This is a genomic window from Streptomyces sp. NPDC087440 (assembly GCF_044744005.1).
GTDB lineage: Bacteria > Actinomycetota > Actinomycetes > Streptomycetales > Streptomycetaceae > Streptomyces.
The window spans coordinates 31,588-50,337 of sequence record NZ_JBIUXN010000023.1; the positions used below are offsets into that span (position 1 = coordinate 31,588).

At 73.8% G+C, this 18,750-nt stretch carries 14 protein-coding genes; 5 read left to right on the top strand and 9 right to left on the bottom strand.

Annotated elements, in window-relative coordinates; translation table 11 throughout:
* Positions 1–282 precede the first annotated feature (282 nt).
* Positions 283–1,269, top strand: a complete 987-nt coding sequence (locus tag ACIO3O_RS34205) for a carboxymuconolactone decarboxylase family protein (RefSeq protein WP_401752718.1) — start codon at positions 283–285, stop codon at positions 1,267–1,269.
* 31 nt (positions 1,270–1,300) lie between these two features.
* Here the strand turns inward: ACIO3O_RS34205 and ACIO3O_RS34210 are convergent, their stop codons facing one another.
* From ACIO3O_RS34210 to ACIO3O_RS34250, 9 genes are all read right to left on the bottom strand, one after another.
* Positions 1,301–3,028 carry an ABC transporter ATP-binding protein gene (locus ACIO3O_RS34210; protein WP_401752897.1) on the bottom strand — a complete coding sequence of 576 codons (1,728 nt, stop codon included), beginning with the start codon at positions 3,026–3,028 and terminating at the stop codon, positions 1,301–1,303.
* A 491-nt stretch (positions 3,029–3,519) separates the two neighbouring features.
* Positions 3,520–5,307: an ABC transporter transmembrane domain-containing protein gene (locus ACIO3O_RS34215; protein WP_401752720.1), complete on the bottom strand. Its 1,788-nt coding sequence runs from the start codon at positions 5,305–5,307 to the stop codon at positions 3,520–3,522.
* Positions 5,308–5,341: 34 nt separating this feature from the next.
* Complete coding sequence (locus ACIO3O_RS34220) at positions 5,342–6,298, bottom strand: clavaminate synthase (RefSeq protein WP_401752721.1); 957 nt, start codon at positions 6,296–6,298, stop codon at positions 5,342–5,344.
* A 97-nt stretch (positions 6,299–6,395) separates the two neighbouring features.
* Positions 6,396–7,148, bottom strand: coding sequence for a sulfite exporter TauE/SafE family protein (locus ACIO3O_RS34225; RefSeq protein ID WP_401752723.1), 753 nt, complete (start codon positions 7,146–7,148; stop codon positions 6,396–6,398).
* Positions 7,149–7,179: 31 nt separating this feature from the next.
* A complete protein-coding gene (locus ACIO3O_RS34230) occupies positions 7,180–7,938 on the bottom strand; it encodes an SDR family NAD(P)-dependent oxidoreductase (RefSeq protein WP_401752725.1) in 759 nt (252 codons plus the stop codon).
* Positions 7,939–8,048: 110 nt separating this feature from the next.
* A complete protein-coding gene (locus ACIO3O_RS34235) occupies positions 8,049–8,408 on the bottom strand; it encodes a cupin domain-containing protein (protein WP_401752727.1) in 360 nt (119 codons plus the stop codon).
* Between the two features lie 177 nt (positions 8,409–8,585).
* A complete protein-coding gene (ectB, locus tag ACIO3O_RS34240) occupies positions 8,586–9,851 on the bottom strand; it encodes a diaminobutyrate--2-oxoglutarate transaminase (protein ID WP_401752729.1) in 1,266 nt (421 codons plus the stop codon).
* Between the two features lie 22 nt (positions 9,852–9,873).
* Positions 9,874–11,241, bottom strand: a complete 1,368-nt coding sequence (locus ACIO3O_RS34245) for a lysine N(6)-hydroxylase/L-ornithine N(5)-oxygenase family protein (protein ID WP_401752731.1) — start codon at positions 11,239–11,241, stop codon at positions 9,874–9,876.
* The gene (locus ACIO3O_RS34250) at positions 11,238–13,193 is read right to left on the bottom strand and encodes a class I tRNA ligase family protein (protein WP_401752732.1); all 1,956 of its coding nucleotides are present in this window, start codon (positions 13,191–13,193) and stop codon (positions 11,238–11,240) included. Before ACIO3O_RS34250 ends, ACIO3O_RS34245 begins: the two co-directional genes overlap by 4 nt.
* 214 nt (positions 13,194–13,407) lie before the next feature.
* Here ACIO3O_RS34250 and ACIO3O_RS34255 point away from each other — a divergent pair, with 214 nt between their 5' ends.
* The 4 genes from ACIO3O_RS34255 (at position 13,408) to ACIO3O_RS34270 (ending at position 18,624) form a co-directional block, all read left to right on the top strand.
* A complete protein-coding gene (locus tag ACIO3O_RS34255; RefSeq protein WP_401752734.1) occupies positions 13,408–14,265 on the top strand; it encodes a GNAT family N-acetyltransferase in 858 nt (285 codons plus the stop codon).
* A gap of 7 nt (positions 14,266–14,272) precedes the next feature.
* Entirely contained in the window at positions 14,273–16,138 is a 1,866-nt protein-coding gene (locus tag ACIO3O_RS34260; RefSeq protein WP_401752736.1) for an FAD/NAD(P)-binding protein, read from the top strand.
* Positions 16,139–16,261: 123 nt separating this feature from the next.
* Positions 16,262–17,278, top strand: coding sequence for an SIS domain-containing protein (locus ACIO3O_RS34265; RefSeq protein ID WP_401752737.1), 1,017 nt, complete (start codon positions 16,262–16,264; stop codon positions 17,276–17,278).
* Entirely contained in the window at positions 17,275–18,624 is a 1,350-nt protein-coding gene (locus ACIO3O_RS34270) for a hypothetical protein (RefSeq protein WP_401752739.1), read from the top strand. Before ACIO3O_RS34265 ends, ACIO3O_RS34270 begins: the two co-directional genes overlap by 4 nt.
* Positions 18,625–18,750: the final 126 nt, after the last annotated feature.

Here is an 18,750-nt window from a genome sequence, read left to right on the forward strand (position 1 = left end):
CCGGTGCCGGTATCTCTACCGCTGCCACTGCTCGAACCCTGCCGCGCCGCCGGGGCCGGGCGGGCCCTCCGGGAGTCCCCCCGGCCCAAGCGGCTGCTCGCTTGCGCGCCCCTCCCCGAGGCAACCTAGACCGATCATGCCGGGTGCCGCCTCCTCCCCTCGTACCGGAGTTGCACTACTCCACCCGAAGTAGGCGGTCGCCCGGCCGAGTTGGCGGGAGCAGCCGGAAGAGCCTTCGGCCGTACGACGACCCCGGCCCCCTCCCCGACGAGCATCGAGGGCATGACGAACACACCTTTCCGCTTCACCTCGCCCGCAGCCCCCTCCTCTGCCACCGGCACGACCGCCGCCGTCTACCGGCAGGTGCTGGACGACTTCGGCGTCCCGTACCCGCCCACCTTCGTCGTCCTCTCCCCCTCCCCCGAACTGCTCACCTCCTTCTGGGCGTTGATGCGCGAAGCACTGCTCGCCGGGGAGGCCGGGCACACCGAGAAGGAGCTGGTCGCCACCGGTGTCTCCCTCGCCAACGGCTGCGGCTTCTGCACCAACGCCCACCTCTTCCTCCTCCACGCGAACGGCGAGCACGCCCTCGCCCGCCGCATCGACGAGGGCCGCACCCCCGACGACCCCGCGCACGCCCAACTCCTCGGCTGGGGAAGGGACATCGGCAGCAAGCCGCCCTTTCCCGCCGACCACCCCCACGCCGAGGAGTTCATCGGCAGCGCGCTCGCCTTCCACTTCATGAACCGCGTCGCGGACACCCTCCTGGCTCCCCAGGAGCGCGACTCCGACGCCCGCCGGCTCCGCCTGCTGGACTCCGACGCAGGACGGCACATCAGCGCGGTCGCCCGCCGCACCCTGACGCCCGCCGCGAGCCTGCCCCTGCTGCGCAGCTCGGGCGAGGCCCCGCCGTGGGCGGCGCCCGGTTCGCCGGTCGCCGTCGCGTACGGGGCGCTGCGAGCCGCGGGCGAGCTGGGTGCGGGGCTGCTGGCCGAGGACGACGCCGCGTACGTCCGCAAGGCGGTGGCCGACTGGGACGGCCGCGCCCACCTCTCCCCCACGGACCCCGCGCTGCCCTCCCGCGAGGACCGGCCCGGCGCCCGGATCGCCCTGCTCGCGGCGCTCGCCCCGCACCACCTGACCGCCGAGGACGTACGGGCCTGGCTGGCGCCGCCGTTCAGCGAGCACTGCCTGCTGCACCTGGTGGCGTTCGGCGCGATGGCCGCCACCGAACGCCAGGCGGAGCGCGCGGCAGCGGCACTGCACTGACGCAGACGCAGACGCAGACGCAGACGAGGCGTCAGCTCTCGCCGTGCCACGACCCCCAGAGTGCCGCGTACGCCCCGCCCCCGGCCACGAGGTCCTCGTGGGAGCCGAGTTCGGTGATGCGGCCGCCGTCCATCACGGCGATCCGGTCGGCGTCGTGCGCGGTGTGCAGCCGGTGCGCGATGGCGATCACGGTGCGTCCTTCCAGCACGGCGGCGAGGGCGCGTTCCGTGTGCCGCGCGGTCCCGGGGTCGAGCAGCGCGGTGGCCTCGTCCAGGATCAGAGTGTGCGGGTCGGCCAACACCACGCGGGACAGGGCGAGTTGTTGCGCCTGGGAGCCGTCGAGGTGGTGGCCGCCCGCGCCCAGTTCGGTGTCCAGGCCGTCCGGCAGTTCGTCGGCCCAGTCGGCGCCGACGGCCGCCAGGGCGGCGTGGAGTTCGGTGTCGGTGGCCGTCCCGGCCGCGATCAGCAGGTTGTCGCGGACCGTGCCGAGGAAGACGTGGTGCTCCTGGGTGATCAGGACCACCTGGCGGCGCAGCACGTCGGGGCCGAGGTCGCGGATCGGGACCCCGCCGACGGTGACGGTCCCCCGGCGGGGCGCGTCGATGCCCGCGAGCAGTCTGCCCAGGGTGGACTTGCCCGCGCCGGACGGCCCGACGACCGCGAGCCGTTCGCCCGCGCGCACGGTCAGGTCGATGCCGTGCAGCACGTCGGCCCCGCCGTCGTACGCGTGGCGCACGCCCGTGACCTCGATGCGGTCGTCGGCGGGGGTACGGGTGGTGCCCTCGGGCGCCGGGGGCAGCTGCCCGAGTCCCTCGACCCGGGCGAAGGAGGCGCTGCTGCTCTGGAGCTGTTCCAGGCGCTGGAGGATGGTGTCCAGCGGGGCGGACAGCTGCCGCAGGTACGCCGCGCAGGCGACCACCGCGCCCAGGCTCACCGCGTCGTGGGCGAGCAGCACGCCGCCGATGGCCAGCACGCCGACGACGGGGACGACGTACGACACGTCCACGGACGGCAGCAGCACGGTCCGCAGGTACAGGGTGCGCATGCGGGTGCGCCCGCACTCCTCGATCGCCTTCCCGCAGGCGTCGACGCGGCGCTGCTGGAGTCCGTACGCCTCGACCGTGCGCGCGGCGGACGCGGTGGCGGCCAGGAGCTCCGCGAGCGCGGAGTTGGCGGCGCCCTCGGCGAGGTAGGCGCTGCGGGCCCGGCGCAGGTACCAACGGCTGGGGAGGTAGATGCCGCTCAGGCCGACCACCGCGCACAGGCCCAGCAGCGGGTCGACGAGGAAGACCGCGCCGAGGACCAGCAGGGCGTGCACGGTGGCGATCAGGACGTCGGGGCCGATGTCGCGCAGGGTGACGGCGACGGACGCGACGTCGTTGCTGCCCCGGTTGGTCACGTCGCCGGTTCCGGCGCGCTCCACGACGGAGGACGGCAGCGCGAGGACCCGGTCGACGAACCGTTCCCGTACGCGGGCCGAGGTCCGCTCGCCGAAGCGGTCGCCCGCGAGCCGGGCGTACCGGGTGAGCAGGAGCTGTGCGAGCGCGCACCCGCCCATGGCGAGCGCGAGCCCGTCGACTGCGGAGGCACCGGCGCCCGCGTCGATGACGTCCACGATCCGGCCGAGCAGCCAGGGCCCGGCGAGCCCGGCGACGACGGCCAGCGCGTTGAGGCCGACGAGCGTGAGGAAGGCCCGCAGGTCGAGCCGGATCAGCTCGCGCGCCGCTCGGCGCAGGTGGGCGGCATCGGCGACGGGCAGCTGCCCGCTCGTTTCGTACGAGGACGGGTCGTGCGGGGTTGGGGCGTGCGGGGCCGGATCCTGCGGGGCCGAGTCCTGCGTCGGGTCGTGCAGGGCCGAGTCCCGCGGGGCCGAGTCCTGCGTCGGGTCGTGCGAGGTGGAACCGTGCAGGGTCGGCCCCTGCGAGGACGGGCCCAGCGAGGACGGACCCTGCGAGGCCCGGTCGTGCGCGGTCGGGCCGTGCGGAGCCGAGCCGTGCGGGGCCGGACCGTGCGGAGCCGAGCCGTGCGGGGTGGAACCGTGCAGGGTCGGCCCCTGCGAGGACGGGCCCAGCGAGGACGGACCCTGCGGGGCCGGGTCGTGCGCGGTCGGACTGTGCGGGGCCGAGCCGCGCGGGGCCGGGCCGTGCGGGGCCGGGCCATGCGGAGCCGAGCCGTGCGGAGCCGAGCCGTGCGGAGCCGGGTCGTGCGCAGTCGGACCGTGCGGGGTCGAGCCGTGCGGGGTCGGAGTGCTCATCGGGTTGTCTCCTGGGCGGTGCGGTCGCCGGAGTGGGCCGTCGGTTCTGGCACGGCCGGTGTGTCGTCTTCGCCGCGCGCGACCAGTCGCCGGTAGTCGGGGCTGGTGTCCAGGAGTTCCCGGTGGGTTCCGGTCGCGGCCACCCGTCCCGCGACGAGGTGGTGGACGGTGTCGGCCCGGTCCAGCACGACCGGCGACGTGGTGGTGACGACGGTGGTACGGCCCGTACGGGCGGCCCGCAGCCCTGCCGCGACGGCCGCCTCGGTGTGCGCGTCGAGCGCCGAGGTCGGCTCGACCGCCAGCAGCACCTCGGGGTCGGCAAGCAGTGCCCGCACCAGGCGGACGCGCTGCCGCTGGCCGCCGGAGAGGCTGCGGCCCTGCGCGTCGACGGGTGTGTCGAGCCCGTCGCGCAGGCCGCGCACGATGTCGTCGGCGACGGCTGCCCGGAAGGCGCGGACGAGGTCCGCCTCGCTCCGGTCGTGGCGTCCCGCGACCACCTCGCGCAGGGTTCCGGCGAAGAGGTCGGCCTCGTTGTCGGCGAGCAGGAGGCGGGCGCGGACCTGTTCCAGGGCGATCGCGTCGAGCCGGGTGCCGCCCCAGGTCGCATCGGACGCGGTGAACCGGCCGAGGCGCTCGACCACGTCGGCGGTCTCCGCGGCCCGGGCGCCGACCAGCGCGGTCAGTTCGCCGGGGCGCACCGAGACGCCCGACGCCGGGTCGTGCAGGTCCGAAGGACCCTGCGGCGCGGGCGCGCCCGCCGAGGGGTCGGCCCGGTCGGGCTCCAGGTCGAGGAAGCGCAGCAGCCGCCGTGCGCCGACCAGTCCGCGGCTGAGGTCGGAGCCGCCCTCGATGAAGAACGACACCGGGATCGCCAGCACCGCCACATACCCGTACACGGCGACCAACTCGCCCACTGTGAGCGTGCCCTCGGCGGCCATCCGGGCGGCGAGCCAGGTGACCACCGCGAGGAACAGCACGGGCAGCCCGGCCCCGAGGGCGCTGATCCAACTGGTGACGGAAGCCACCGCGTAACCCTGTTCCTTCAGCGTCCGCGAGTCGCGACGGTAGCGCTCGGCGTAGACCTCCTTGCCGCCGAGCCCGGCCAGGACCCGCAGCCCTCCGACGATGTCGCCGAACCGGGCGGCGAGCGCGCCCTGTTGCTCGCGGTAGGGGGCCTGGACCCCTTGGAGGCGGCCCAGCAGCGGGCCGAGCACCAGCGCGATCAGCGGTACGCCGACGAGGACGACGACGGCGAGCTGCCAGGCGACGGAGAACAGGTATCCGGCCACGACCACGCAGGCGACCGCCGCCCCGACGCCGGGGCCGGTGATGGTCAGGACGTTCGCCATCGCGGCGGCGTCGCCGAACCCGATGGTGACCACCTCGCCCGCCCCCACCCGGCGGGGCAGCGCGGCCCCGAGCCGGGTGGTGTGGGCGACCACGATGCGTGCCGTGCGGAAGACGGCGTCGAGCCGGACCCGGGTCATGGTGCGGTGGCGCATGATGGCCAGGTAGGCGTTGAGCATCCCGACGCCGAGCAGCACCGCGCACCACAGGGCGAGTTGTCCGCCGTCCCCCGGTGCCAGGCCGTCGTCGACGGCGCGGGCGAGCGCGTAGGGCGGCAGCGTCAGGCCGACCATCCAGGCACTGCCCCAGGCCGCTCCGGCGGCGCACCGGCCGCGCTGCCGCACGACCAGCCACCACAGGTACCGCCCTGGTCCGCGCCGGTCCGGAGTGCCCCCGGACATGGATACGGCGCCCCCGCCGGTGGATGCATGGTTCATCCACCGACCCTATCGGGCAGCTCAGGGGGCAACTTCACCCGGCGTACAGGCGGCGCAGCCAGCGGGCGCGGCCGGGCGGGGCCGGGGTGAAGCCGACCCTTCGGTGCAGGGTGCGGTAGTTGTCGAAGGCGAGGAAGTCTCCGGCGCCGAGGACCAGGCTCTCGTACGGGGCGTCGGCGAGGAGTTCGGTGAAGCGGGCCAGCGGGGTGACACCGGCGGGGCCGGTGGCGGTGGTGTGGCCCCGGTCGAAGCGCACCCGGCCGGCCGCGTCGAGCAGCGGGACGCCGGTCCGGGCCTCTCCGGCGCGGTTGGAGTCCGGGGCGGTGACGTCGTAGAGGGGTTCGGCCAGGGCGGCCCGCAGGTCGGGGTCGAGGGTCTGCTCCAGGTAGGGCAACGGCATGACGTCGGTGGGGACGGCCTCCTCGTTGCGGATGCCGGTGAAGGTCAGGTAGCGGGGGACGTAGGGGCGCGGGTCGGAGCCGGGCTCGCCGAAGTCGAGGTGCGGGTTGTCGGTGTGCCAGAAGAACTCGGTGTCGGCGCCCCAGGAGCTGGTGGTGCCGGTGGCCGTGGGGGTCGGCACGACGTTGCGCATCAGGTGGCCGGCGTTCTCGTACTCGACGGCGTACGGTGCCAGGCCCATCAGCTGGACGATGCCCATGTGCAGCGCGTTCAGCAGGGACAGTTCCCGTTCCGCGCACCAGCCGGCGGTCGGAGAGGACGGCCAGTGCGCCTGGCGGGGCAGGTTGCGCAGGACGACGACGGGGGCGCCCGAGCGGGGGAAGCCGCGGAGTTCGCCGATCAGCGCGCCGGAGACCGAAGAGGCCAGCGCCTCGGCGCCGATCCGGGCGAGGATGCCCGGCTCGCGGTCCGGGTCCAGACCGTCGGGCGGCAGCGCGGCGGCGATCCGCTCACCGGCCCGGGCCGACTCGGTGTCGGCGAGCTCCAGTTCGACGACCGGTCTCAAGGCGGTCGCGCTCAGGGCTGAGGACATGTGGGTTTTCTCCCTGTTGATCGGATCGAAGGGTGTCGGTCGACGTGCCGGTGGGGCTGTTGGGGGGTGTGGGATGACGTAGCTGTTGGGGGGGGTGTCAGATGACGTACCGGAGGGCCAGCGAGACGAACAGGACGGACATGGAGGCGACGAGCGTCCTGCGGACGACCTTCGCGCCGCCCTTCAGCGCGGTCTTGCTGCCGATCCAGTTGCCCGCGATGTTCGCGAGGAGCATGGGGATGCCGATCAGCCACAGGATGTGACCGGAGATCACGAAGGCGACCAGTGCGCCCACGTTCGAGGCCAGGTTGAAGACCTTGGAGGTGGCCGAGGACTCCAACAGGCCCATGCGCAGGACGAGATGGAAGCCGAGGATCAGCATCGAGCCGGTGCCGGGGCCGAAGAAGCCGTCGTAGAAGCCGATGCCGAAGCAGAGCAGCGGCGCCCACAACCACAGCGTCAGGCCGTGCAGTTCCTGGAGGCTCTCGGCGTGCCGGTTGCGCTTGGGCAGCAGGGTGAGCAGCAGGCCGAACGGGATGAGGAAGGTGACGATCTTCCCGATCGTCTGGGCGTCGAAGGCGAGGATCACCTTGGCGCCGATGAAGGCTCCGGCGAGCGCGAACACGACGCCCGCGCCGACCAGCTTCCAGACGACCTTCTTGCTGCGGGCGAAGTTCCACAGTGCGGCGAGCGTGCCCACCGTGGAGACGTACTTCTCGGTGCCGAGGGCGAGTTGCGGCGAGTACCCGGCGAACAGCACGGCGGGTACGAGGATCAGTGCGCCGCCGCCGGCGATGCTGTCGATGAACCCGGCGACGAAGGCCGCGAGGGTGAGCAGCCCTATTTCCATGGGGTGTCCTGACGTGGATGGGGGAGGTGGGTCACGACTGTCTGTGGACCTTGTGCTGGGCGGCCTGGGCGCGCGGGCGGACCACGAGCAGGTCGATGTTCACGTGCGGCGGGCGGGTCACGGACCAGCCGATGGTGTCCGCGACGTCGTCGGCGGTGAGCGGGCCGGGGACTCCCGCGTAGACGGCGGCCGCCTTGTCGGCGTCGCCGCGGAAGCGGTTCACGGCGAATTCGTCGGTACGGACCATGCCGGGGGCTATCTCCAGGACCCGCACCGGGGTGCCGCACAGCTCCAGGCGCAGGGTGGCGGCGAGGGCGTGCGTGCCGTGCTTGGCGGCGACGTAACCGCCGCCGCCCTCGTACGCGGCGAACGCCGCCGTCGACGACAGCAGGACGACCGTGCCTTCGGCGGCGGTCAGCGCGGGCAGCAGCGCCTGGGTGACCTGGAGCGCGCCGAGGACGTTGACCTCGAACATGGTCCGCCAGTCGGCCGGGTCGGCGTCGGCGACGGGCTCCGCGCCGACGGCCCCGCCCGCGTTGTTCACCACGACGTCGACCCGGTCCAGGGTGGCGGCAAACTGCCGGACGGCGTCCCGGTCGGTGACGTCGAGGGGGTGGACGGTGGCACTGCCGCCGGCCGCCCCGATCTCCTTGGCGACGTGTTCCAGACGGTCGGCGCGGCGGCCGGTGAGGACCACGTGGTGGCCTTCGGCGGCCAGGCGGCGCGCGGTGGCGGCACCGATGCCGCTACCGGCACCGGTGACCACGGCGACGGGGGTGGTGCTGGACATGAGGGGCTCCTGAGCAGGCGGAAGGGCGGTCGGTTCGCCGGACGGACCGGACGGAGGGGCGGGCGGTCCGCCGAGCGGAGAGGCGGTCGGTTCGCCGACCGGAGGGGCGGTCAGGTCGCCGAGTCGACGACGAACACCTTGCGAAGGGTCTCGGTGACCTCCCAGACCGTCCGGTCACCCGTGCGGAAGGCGGCGACGGTGCCGGGCGAGAGGTCCAGTTCCGGGCCGTCCCCGACGCGGACGCGGGCGTGGCCGCGCAGCACGACGAGGGTCTCGTTGCGGGGGAAGTTCCAGGTGAAGCGTCCCGGCTCGCACTCCCAGACGCCGCGTACGACGGCCCGGTCCGCGGCGGCCCACAGCACGGCGGTGCTCATCCGCGGGTCGCCGTCCAGGACGTCTCCGGGGAAGCCGCCGGAGTCGGGGGTGAGGTCGACGTCCTCGACGGGGACGGCGAAGGGAACAGTGGTCATGTCAGGTGCTCCTGAGGGGCGTTGGGCTTGTACGGCCGGAGGCCGGGCGGGCAGGTCGAGGGGGGCGGTTCACAACGCGTGCGGTACCGGCGCGGTTCTCAACGCGTGCGGTACCGGCGCGGTTCTCAACACGTGCGGTACCGGCGCGGTTCTCAACGCGTGCGGTACCGGCGCGGTTCACGCCGCGAGCGGTACCCGCAGCGGCGGGGACACCGCCGCCACCGATTCCTCCAGGAGGGTCAGCCCCTCCTCCAGTTCGGCGTCCGACACGGTCAGCGGCGGCAGGAGCTTGACCACCTCGCCCCGGGCGCCGGACGTCTCCACCAGCAGGCCGCGCTCGAAGGCCGCCCGGCTGACCCGGCCCGCCGTCGCCGGGTCGTCGAACTCCACGCCCCACACCAGGCCCCGGCCGCGGACCCGGGCGCCGGGCAGTTCCCGCAGCCGGTCCGCGATCTGCTCGGCGCGCCGCAGGGTGCGCTGCTCCAGGAGGTCGTTCTGCCAGAACTCGCGCAGGGCCGCGGCCGCGGTGACGAAGGCCAGGTTGTGGCCGCGGAAGGTGCCGTTGTGCTCGCCGGGTGCCCACACGTCCAGTTCGGGGCGGAACAGGGTGAGGGCGAGCGGAAGACCGTAACCGCTGAGTGCCTTGGACAGGCAGACGATGTCCGGTACCACTCCCGAGGCCTCGAAGCTGAAGAAGCCGCCGGTGCGCCCGCAGCCCATCTGTACGTCGTCGACGATGAGCAGCATGTCGTGGCGGCGGCAGACCCGGGCCAGTGCGCGCAGCCACTGGTCGGACGCCACCTGGACGCCGCCCTCGCCCTGCACCGTTTCGACGATCACCGCGGCGGGCCGGTCCAGGCCGCTGTTCTTGCTGGTCAGCATAGCGTCAAGGAGCGCCGGCCCGTTGACCGTACCGCCCGCGAACCCGTCGTAGGGCAGCCGGTGGACCTGGCCGAGCGCCACCCCGGCACCGGCGCGCTTGGCCTCGTTGCCGGTGACCGCGAGGGAGCCCAGCGACATGCCGTGGAAGGCACCGGTGAACGCCACCACGGTCTGCCGTCCGGTGACCTTGCGGGCCAGCTTCAGCGCCGCCTCCACGGCGTTGGTGCCGGTCGGTCCGGGGAACTGCACCCGGTAGTCCAGGCCGCGCGGCGCGAGGACGCAGCTCTGCAGGGCGCGCAGGAAGTCGGTGCGGGCGGCGGTGAACAGGTCGAGGCTGTGGGTGATCCCGTCGTCCTCCAGGTAGGCGAGGAGCGCCTTCTTCAACGGGGCCGGGTTGTGGCCGTAGTTGAGGGTGCCCGCCCCCGCGAAGAAGTCCAGGTAGGAGCGTCCGTGCGCGTCGGTCGTCCGCGAGCCGCGGGCGTGGGTGAACAGCGTGGGCCAGTCGCGGCTGTAACTGCGTACTTCCGATTCCGGCGCGACGTCCGGGTCCTGCGGGTGCATGGTCTCTCCAGGGAGCTTCGGTTCAGGCCGCGAGCGGGAGCGGGGAGCCGGTGGCGGCCGGGGCGGCGGGCTCGCGCAGGGCACCGGCGAGGGTGGCGGCGCGCAGCGACAGCAGGCTGAAGGAGCCCGCGTCGCCGATGCCGTGCGTGGACTCGCACAGGCCGTTGAGGAACAGCGGCGGGGTGACGGTGGCGTCCACCGGCTCGGCCAGGTAGTCGGCGCGGACCCGCAGATGGCCGTCGGCGTCGTAGGCGAACCGGTCGGCGAGAGCGGCCACCGCACGCGGGAAGCGGTCCTGCCGTTCGCCGGGGCCCAGGTCGCGGAACCCGGTGGCCAGGACGACCAGGTCGGCGTGGTCCTCCTCCGTCTCGCCGGTCACCGTCTCCCGGGCGGCGAGGCGCACCCCGTCGGGGCCGGGCTGCACGTCGGTGAGCTGCCGGTTGCCGCGGATGCGGATGCGCGGGTCGCCGTCGAGGCGCTGCTCGTACATCTTCACGTACAGCTCGCGCAGTACGTCGCCGTCGGCCGCCGCGTAGTTCGTCGGGCGCATGTAGGCGTCGAGGGTGCGCTTGGCGTCGCGCGAGGCCCGGTGGTAGTACGCGGTGAACTGCGGGAAGTAACCCTCCTCGCTGAACGGGCTGGTGTCCTTCTCGCGCAGCGCGTACGACCGCGCCCACACGGTGATCTGCGCGTCGGGGAAGCGGTGCGAGAGGTCCAGGGTCAGCTCGACCGCGCTCTGGCTGCCGCCGACGACCGCGATCCGGCGCGGCGTCCCGGGCAGGGCGTCCAGAGTGGGCAGGAAGCGGGTGAGGTGGCAGACGCGCGGGTCGTCCACCGTGTCGAAGGGGGCCGGGATGTAGGGGGTGCGGCCGGTGCCGACGACGAGGGTCCGGGCGTACCGCTGCCGTCCGCGCGCGTCGGTGACCCGGTGGAGGGGGCCGTCCGCGCCCGGCACGACCTCCACCTCGGTGACCCGGGTGCCGTATTCCACCCGGTCGGCGAAATGTCCGGCGACCCAGTCGATGTACTGGGCGTATTCCTTGCGCAGAGGGAATTCCGTCGGCAGATTGAGATGGTCGAGGAGCCGGCCGTTCTCGAAGAGGAAATTGATGAAGCTGTAGCGGCTGCGCGGATTGCGCAGGGAGACGAGATCGCGCACCGGGTGGTTCTGAATGTCGGAGCCCGGCAGCATCATTCCGCTCTGCCACGGGGTGTGCGCCGCGGAGGATTCCAGGAACAGCGCGTCGAGGCCCGTGTTCTCCTCTTCCAGCGCAATGGCCAGTGCCAGGTTCGCGGGTCCGAATCCGATGCCGATGACGTCGTGAATGCGGTGGTCGCTCAGGGGGTCGAGCGGGGTGCTGCTCGGGTCGTGCAGGGCGTTGCTGCTCATATCGATTCCTCGGTGGGGGCGGGAGATGCGGGGGTGGTGCCGGACGGCAGGAAGGTCCATGCCGTCTCGCGCTCCGGTACGGCGGGCAGGCCCAGCCAGCGCTGCACCCGCTCGGCGAGGCCCGGCAGCACCGGCCAGGCGAGCGCGGCGAACACCTTCGCGGCCAGGTACTCCAGGGCGAGGCTGGTGCGGATCTCCTCGGCCTGCGAGCGGAGGTGGCGCAGTGGCTCCTCGGTGGCTCGGAACTCCTCGGCGCGCGCCACCAGTGCGTCGAGCAGCCGGACGTAACCGCGCGCGGAGAACGCGGCGGGCAGCAGCAGGCCGTCGAGTTGCTGCGTCACGGACTGCAGGGAGCGGTAGAACTCGCGCTGCGCGTCCGTCCACGCGCCGGTGCCGGGCACCTGCGGCCCGTGCCGCTCGGCCAGCGCGGCGAATCCGCCCAGCCAGGCGTGGGCCGCCCGGTACAGCGGGTCGTCGCCGCAGGCTTCGGCGGTGGCCCGGGACACGGTGGTCTCGCGGCCCTCGGGCGCGGTCCGCAGCAGGGCCAGCCGGACGGCGTCCGGGTCGGCTCCGGCGAGTGCGTCGTCGGCCCACACCGCGTGGCCGCGGCTGGTGGAGAACTTGGCGCCGTCCAGGTGCAGGAACCTGTTGGTCACGTACGACGTCGGCAGGTACTCCTCGGTGCTGGTGGCGAAGGCCAGCGCGGGCAGCAGCACGGCGTAGTAGAAGCCGTTGTCCAGGCCGAGGAAGAGCGCGGTGTCGGCCGGTCCGTGCTCCTGGGTCTCGGTGCGGTTCGCGTCCAGGAAGGTCAGCGCCAGGTCCGCCCACGCGTCCAGGCGCTGCGCCGGGTCGTCCCCGACGGGCACGCCCCAGGTGGTGGTGCGGGTGAGCCGGTAGGGCGGCAGGCCGAGCGGGTCGTCGAGCAGGCGCTCCACGACGTCCCGCAGGTCGGGCGAGAGGGTGGTGCGGGTCAGGAAGGCGCGCAGTTGTCCGGTGTACTGCCCGAGGTCCAGCCACAGGCCGGTCTCCTCGCGTTCGACGGCCGCGCCGCCGCAGATCCGGCAGCGTACGTCCACCAGCTCCCGGGCCTGGTTGGGGCGGGCGCAGGCCTCGCAGATCTCGCCGTCGCTGCTCGCGTGGCAGCTGGGGCAGGTGCCTCGGGCGAAGGCCTGGAACAGGCTGAGGTCGCAGTCGGCGCAGTACGCGGTGGGCTCGGTGCGCACCCGGACCGCCGGGGAGGCGGCCAGCCGGTCGAACCAGTCCCGGATGCGGTGTGCGTGCTGCGGGTCGGTGCCGGGCCGCACGGTGCGGGCCAGGTCGACCCCGGCCGCGCGCAGGGTGCGTACGATCCGGTCGCCCTGCTCGCCCGACACGGCGGCGGGGGTGCTGCCGGTGAGGCGGGCCGCTGCGGCGACGTAGGACTGGTGGTCGTCGGTGCCGGTGACGTACCGCGCGGGACGTCCCGCCGAGCGCAGGGCACGGGCGAACAGGTCCGCGCGGACGTACGGTCCGGCCAGGTGGCCCAGGTGCAGTCCGCCGTTGGGGGTGGGCGGCGGGCAGAACACCCGCACGGACTGGGGCAGTTGACCGCGCGGGTGAAGCTCGTCCAGGGCCGTGGCGGCGGCCTGCGGGTTGTCCCAGTAGACCGAGATCAGGTCGAAGGGCTCGTCGGATTCGTTGCGGATCTCGTGGAAGGTGAACGGCGTCAGATAAACGGCCTCTCCCTTTCCCAGAGTGCGTTCCTCGTCGCCGATTCTCACCACGGCCTCGCCCTCCAGGACGAAGAAGACTTCTCCGTCCTGGTGGGAATGCCGCTTCGAGGTACTGCGGGCCGGAACACTGCCGAAGACCGAACCGAAGGGAAGACCGGGAATGTCTTCGCCGCTCAGCAGGGATTGCAGATTCATCTCGTAGGACCAGGTCATCAGGTCCCGGTCGAACCGTCGCGTCATCACTCGCCGAGCATGACCGCACGACGGTCCTGCGGAGAAGGCGAACGGGGCGGCCAAATGCTGCCGTGACCACTGGCGGACAGCTCGCGGGCCGTGCGGCCCAATGGCCGACTGGCATCGTGAGGGCGGTTCTTCACCGTACGAAAGGGGCCCCATGAGCGACCGTCACAGGACTGACCCGCGTTCGGGTGAACGGAAGTTGAGTGACCGTCAGGTGAGTGATGCGCAGTCGGGGGCGCCGATCCGCCGCCTGACCCCGGACGACATACCGGGATGCGTCGCCCTGGCCGTCGACCGGGGCTGGCCCGCCGAGCCGCGCCGCTGGGCGCTGCTGCTGGACATCGCGGAGGGCTGGGGCATCACCGCCCCCGACGGCTCGTTGATCGCGGCGGTGGTCCTCACCCGGCACGGCCGGGTCGGCGCCGTCGGCATGATGCTCGTGTCCTCTGCCCACGAGCGGCGCGGCCTCGGCCGTCGCCTGATGGAGCATCTGCTGTGCGCGGCACGGGAGTTGGACAGCGTGTTCCTGTACGCGACACCCGCCGGGCGCCCGCTGTACGAGCGGCTGGGCTTCCGGGCGGTGCATGAAGTGGCCACCCACAGAGGCCGGTTCTCCCCCGGGCCACAGGCCCACGGTGTCGAGACCGTGCCGCTGCCGCCCGACGCCGTGGGCGAACTGCGCGCCGTGGATCTCCCGGTCCTCGGCTTCGACCGGGCCCGGCTGCTCATGGCGCTCCCGGACTTCGCCGAGAGCGTGCGTGTCGTCCGGGACCCCCGCCACGGTCATGTCGTCGCGTACGCCGCCGCCTGGGCCAACGCGGGCCGTCTGGCCATCGGCCCGGTCCTCGCCCCCGACCTGCCCACCGCGCGGGCACTGGTCACCGATCTGGCCGCGGGCGAGTCCCGGCCGATCCGGCTGGAGTGCCCCCTGGGCACCGGGACGACACTCCGGGACTGGGCCGTGGCACGCGGCCTCGTGGAGGCCGACCGCTGCACGGTGATGGTGCGGGGCCGTGACCTGCCGACCGACACCGCGCGCATGGTCGCGCCGTTCATGCAGACGGTGGGGTGAACCGCCGATGACCTGCCACATCGCCGTGATCGGCACCGGGCCGCGCGGCCTGGCCGTGCTCGAACGCCTCGCGGTCCGGCTGGCCGAACGGCCCGCCGCAACCCCCCGTACCGAGATCCGCGCCTACGACGACCACGTTCCCGGCCCCGGCCGGATCTGGCGGCCCGACCAGTCCCCGCTGCTGCTGATGAACACCCCGGCGGGCGACGTCACCCTGTTCTCCGGTCCGGCCGACGGCGGCCCCGCCCGCCCCGGCGCCGGACCGACCCTCGCCGAGTGGTGGCAGGCCGAGGAACCCGGCGTCGGCGGGCCCGCTGCGTACGCGCCGCGCGCCCTGTACGGGCGGTACCTGGAGTTCGTACGGGACGCGGTCCACCGGCACCTGCCCGACGGCGTCGAGCTGCACGCGGTACGTGCCCGGGTCGAGCGTCTGCGTCGGGCCCCCGGCGGCGGCTGGACGCTGCGCCTGGCCGACGGCGGCCGGTACACCGCGGACCAGGTGCTGCTGAGCACCGGGCACAGCCGTCCCCGCCCCGGCCGCACCGCGCGCGAGCATGCCGCCTTCGCGGCCGCGCACGGGCTGGCGTACGTCCCGGCCGACTCGGCCGCCGACATGGCGCTGGACACGGTCGCGGCAGGTGCGCCGGTCGGCGTGATCGGGCTGGGGATGGCCTTCTACGACGTGATGACGCTGCTCACCGAGGGCCGCGGCGGACGTTTCGTCCCGGACGGGGGCGGGTCTCTGCGCTATGTGCCCGGCGGGCACGAGCCGTTGCTGGTCGCCGGGTCCCGCAGCGGGGTGCCGATGCCCGCGCGCGGCGTGCACCAGAAGCGGCCCGACTACGTCTACCGGCCGAGGCTGTTCACCCTCGACCGGGTGACCGCGCTGCGGGCGCACGGCCAAGTCGACTTCGACCGCGATCTGCTGCCCTGGCTGCGGGCCGAACTGGGACTGGTGCACCACGCCACCGCCCTCGGCGGTGACGCCCGCTTCACCGAGGCCGCGGTGCGCGCCGCACTCGCGGCCCCCGGTGCGCCCGATCTCGCCGTCGCCCACGAAGCCGTACGACACGGGCTCGACGGTGCCGAGCCCGTCGACCTCACCGCCTGGGCGCGCCCCTTCGCCGACGCCCGGTTCGCCGACCGGCACGCCTACGGGCAGGCGCTCAGCGCCCATCTGGCGCAGGACCTGGCACGGTCGGCGCGCGGAAACGTCGAGGACCCGGTGAAGGCGGCCGTCGAGCTGCTGAGGGTGGTGCGCGGGGTGCTGCGCGCCGCCGTGGACGGCTCCGGGCTGACCCCGCGCTCCCACCAGGAGGACTTCCTGGGCCGCTTCGCCCCCGTGTGCGCCCAACTGTCCAGCGGGCCGCCGGTGTTCCGGGTCCAGCAGGTGCAAGCGCTGCTGCGGGCCGGGGTGTTGTGCGTCCCGGGGCCCGGCACCCGGTTCGGCACCGACCCGGACGCCCGTTGCTTCACCGCCTGGTCGCCCCGGGTCGACGAGGCGCCGGTGCGGCTGGCCGGACTGATCGACGCCCGGGTGCCCGCCCCCGACGTCCGGCGGGACGCCTCGCCGCTCGTCCGGGACCTGTACGCGCGCTCCGTGCTCACCAGTTACACCAACGGCGGCTTCGACACCGGAGGGGTGGCCGTCGTCGGTGCGGACTGCCGCCCGGTCGACGCGCACGGCGCGACCGTACCCGGCCTGTACGTGGCCGGCATCCCGCTGGAGGGTCCGCGCTGGTTCACCCAGGTCGGCAGCGGCCGGGCGGGCGCGGTGTGGAGCGACTTCACCCGGGACGCCGACGCGGTGGCCCGGTCGCTCGCCGAGGCCGTTTCCGCCCGGTCCGCCCGGTCCGCCCCGGTGGCCGCGTAGGCAGCGTGCGGTCAGGGCCGTTTGCGGTCACCCCACCGCGTGGACAGGCCCCGCCCACCGTCCGCAGGATCAAGAACACCCCCGAATCACCCCGATCGGCAACGTCAGGATGGAGCAGGAGAGTTGAGCAACACGGAGTTCGACCAGCACGTGGCGGAGCAGCCCGATGTCGTCGAGGGGCTCCTCGGCCTCACCGGCCTGCCCCGGCTCGACCCCGACCGCCCCCTCGTCCTGGCGGGCATCGGCACCTCGCTGCACGCCTGCCGGATCGCCGCGACCTGGACCCGGCGGCTGACCGGCGGCCGGGTCAGGCCGGTCGCCCTGGACGCCCACGACCTCGCCCTCACCGAGTCGGTGACCTCTCGCGACCAGGTCGTGGTGGTCAGCCACCGGGGCACCAAGCGCTACCCGAACGAGGTGCTGCGCCAGGCCCGGGCGGCGGGCGCCCACACCGTCTGCGTGACCGGGCAGGGCTCCGTCGAGCCGGCGGCGGACGTGGTGCTGCGCACCAGCCACCAGGAGCGGGCCAGCACCCACAGCGTCTCCTACACCGCTTCCCTCACCGTCCTCGGACAGCTGGTCTGCGAGCTGCTCGGCGACGGGGCGAAGGAGCTGGCGCAGGCCCTGCACGCCGCCCCGGAGGCGATGCGCCGCACCCTCGCGCTGCCTCTCGCGCCGGGCGCGGTGGACCGGCTGGCCCAGTCCGCACCGCACCCGGTGCTGATCGCCGGTACCGGACTGGACGCGGTCACCGCGGACGAGGCGGCGCTGAAGGTCAAGGAGGGCACGTACCGCTGGACCGAAGGGCTGCACACCGAGTTCGCCCTGCACGGGACGCCCGCCGTGTTCTCCTCCAGCACCGTCGCGTACCTGATCCGCCCGGCCGCCCCCGACGGTGGCCGCACCGACGACCTGGCGAACTACCTGCGCGCGCTCGGCGCGCCCGTGCTGGTGAGCGGCACCGGCCCCGACGCCGACCTGCCGTTCGCGGACGTGCCGGAACTGGCCCGCCCGCTGGTGGGCATCCTGCCCTTCCACCGGCTCGTCTCGGCCGCCTCGGCCCGTCTCGGCGCGAGCCCCGACCTGACCCACCTGGAGTCGGAGCCGTGGGCCTCGGCGGCGAAGCAGGTCCGGCTGTGACCTCGACGACCACGGCCGCCGACCCGCACGCCGACCTCGCAACCGCCTCGCGCACCGACGTCGTCACCGACGCCTACCTGCGCACCCCCGCGCTGGCGGACGCCGTCCGTGCCGCCCCCTACCCGCCCGTCTTCCGGGACTGCTGGGGTGCGCGGACGCTGGACCGGCCACTGTTCGTGCCGGAGACCGAACTGCACGGCTTCGCCCAGGACTTGGGCGACGTCATCAGCCTCCTGGAGAGCATCCCGGACCTTCTCTTCGGCGGCGACGTCGGCCGGTACTGCGACGCCGTCGGCATCGACCCGGTCCGTGCCGCCGTGCTGCGCCGCTTCCACCTGGGCTCCCTGGTCCGCTACGGGCGCGCCGACGCCTACCACGACGGCACCGGCTTCCGTCTCCTTGAGATCAACATGGCCAGCAACCTCGGCGGCACCGACCGCTCCGAGATGCAGCGCGCGCTGCTGGAGGTCCCGGCCTTCCGGGACTTCGCCGACGAGCACGGCCTCGGCCACGTCCACACCGGCGAGCGCATCAGGGACACCCTGCTCGCCCGCACCCGCCCCGGCGCCCACCGGTACGCCGTCGTCTGCGGCCGGGCCGGATTGGAGAAGTACGGCCATCTGCTGCACGGCTTCACGGAGATGATGGCCCGCCTCGGCCTCGACTTCCGGCTCGGCGAACTCGACCAGGTCACCGAGCGCGGCGACCGGGTCCTGCTCGACGGCACCGAGATCGACGTCGTCCTGCGGTTCTTCAACGTCGACGACGTGTGCTGGGACCCCGCCGCCACCGCCCGGGCCGACATCCTCTTCCGCGCCCACGAGGAGGGACGGCTGTTCCTGTGGTCGCCGATCAACGGCTCCCTGTTCTCCAACAAGGGAGCCCTGGCCCTGCTCTCCGACCCGGCGTCCCGGCCCGCCCTCAGCGCCGGGGAGGCGGCCGTCGTCGACCGGGTGCTGCCCGAGACGTTCCTGCTCACGCCGGACGCCGTCGACCGCTGCCGGGCCGAGCGCGCCGAGCTGATCCTCAAGCCGCTCCGGGACTTCGGCGGGCGGGGCATCGTCGCGGGCTGGCGGCTCGACGACCGTGAGTGGCACGCCGTACTCGACGCGAGTGTGCGTCAGCAGTACGTCGTCCAGCGCAGGGTCGTGCCGTGCGCGGAGCCGGTGGCTGCCCAGGACACCGGCGAGGTGCGGGACTGGCACGCCGTGTGGGGGGTGTTCTTCACTCCGGACGGCTATGCGGGCACCGATGTCCGTGCTGCGCCCGTCGGCCGTAGCACGGTCATCAACTACGGCTCCAATCCGAGCGTCCGGACAAGCTGCGCGTTCACCTACGCCTCGTAGGGCGCGCCCGCGCACCCGACGTGGCGCACGCTCGCGCACCCGTTCCGCCCGAAGGCGGTCCGGCCGGTCCCGGACGTGGCCCCACCAGGACAGCGAAGCCCGTGGACCCCGGCCCGCGGCCGCGGA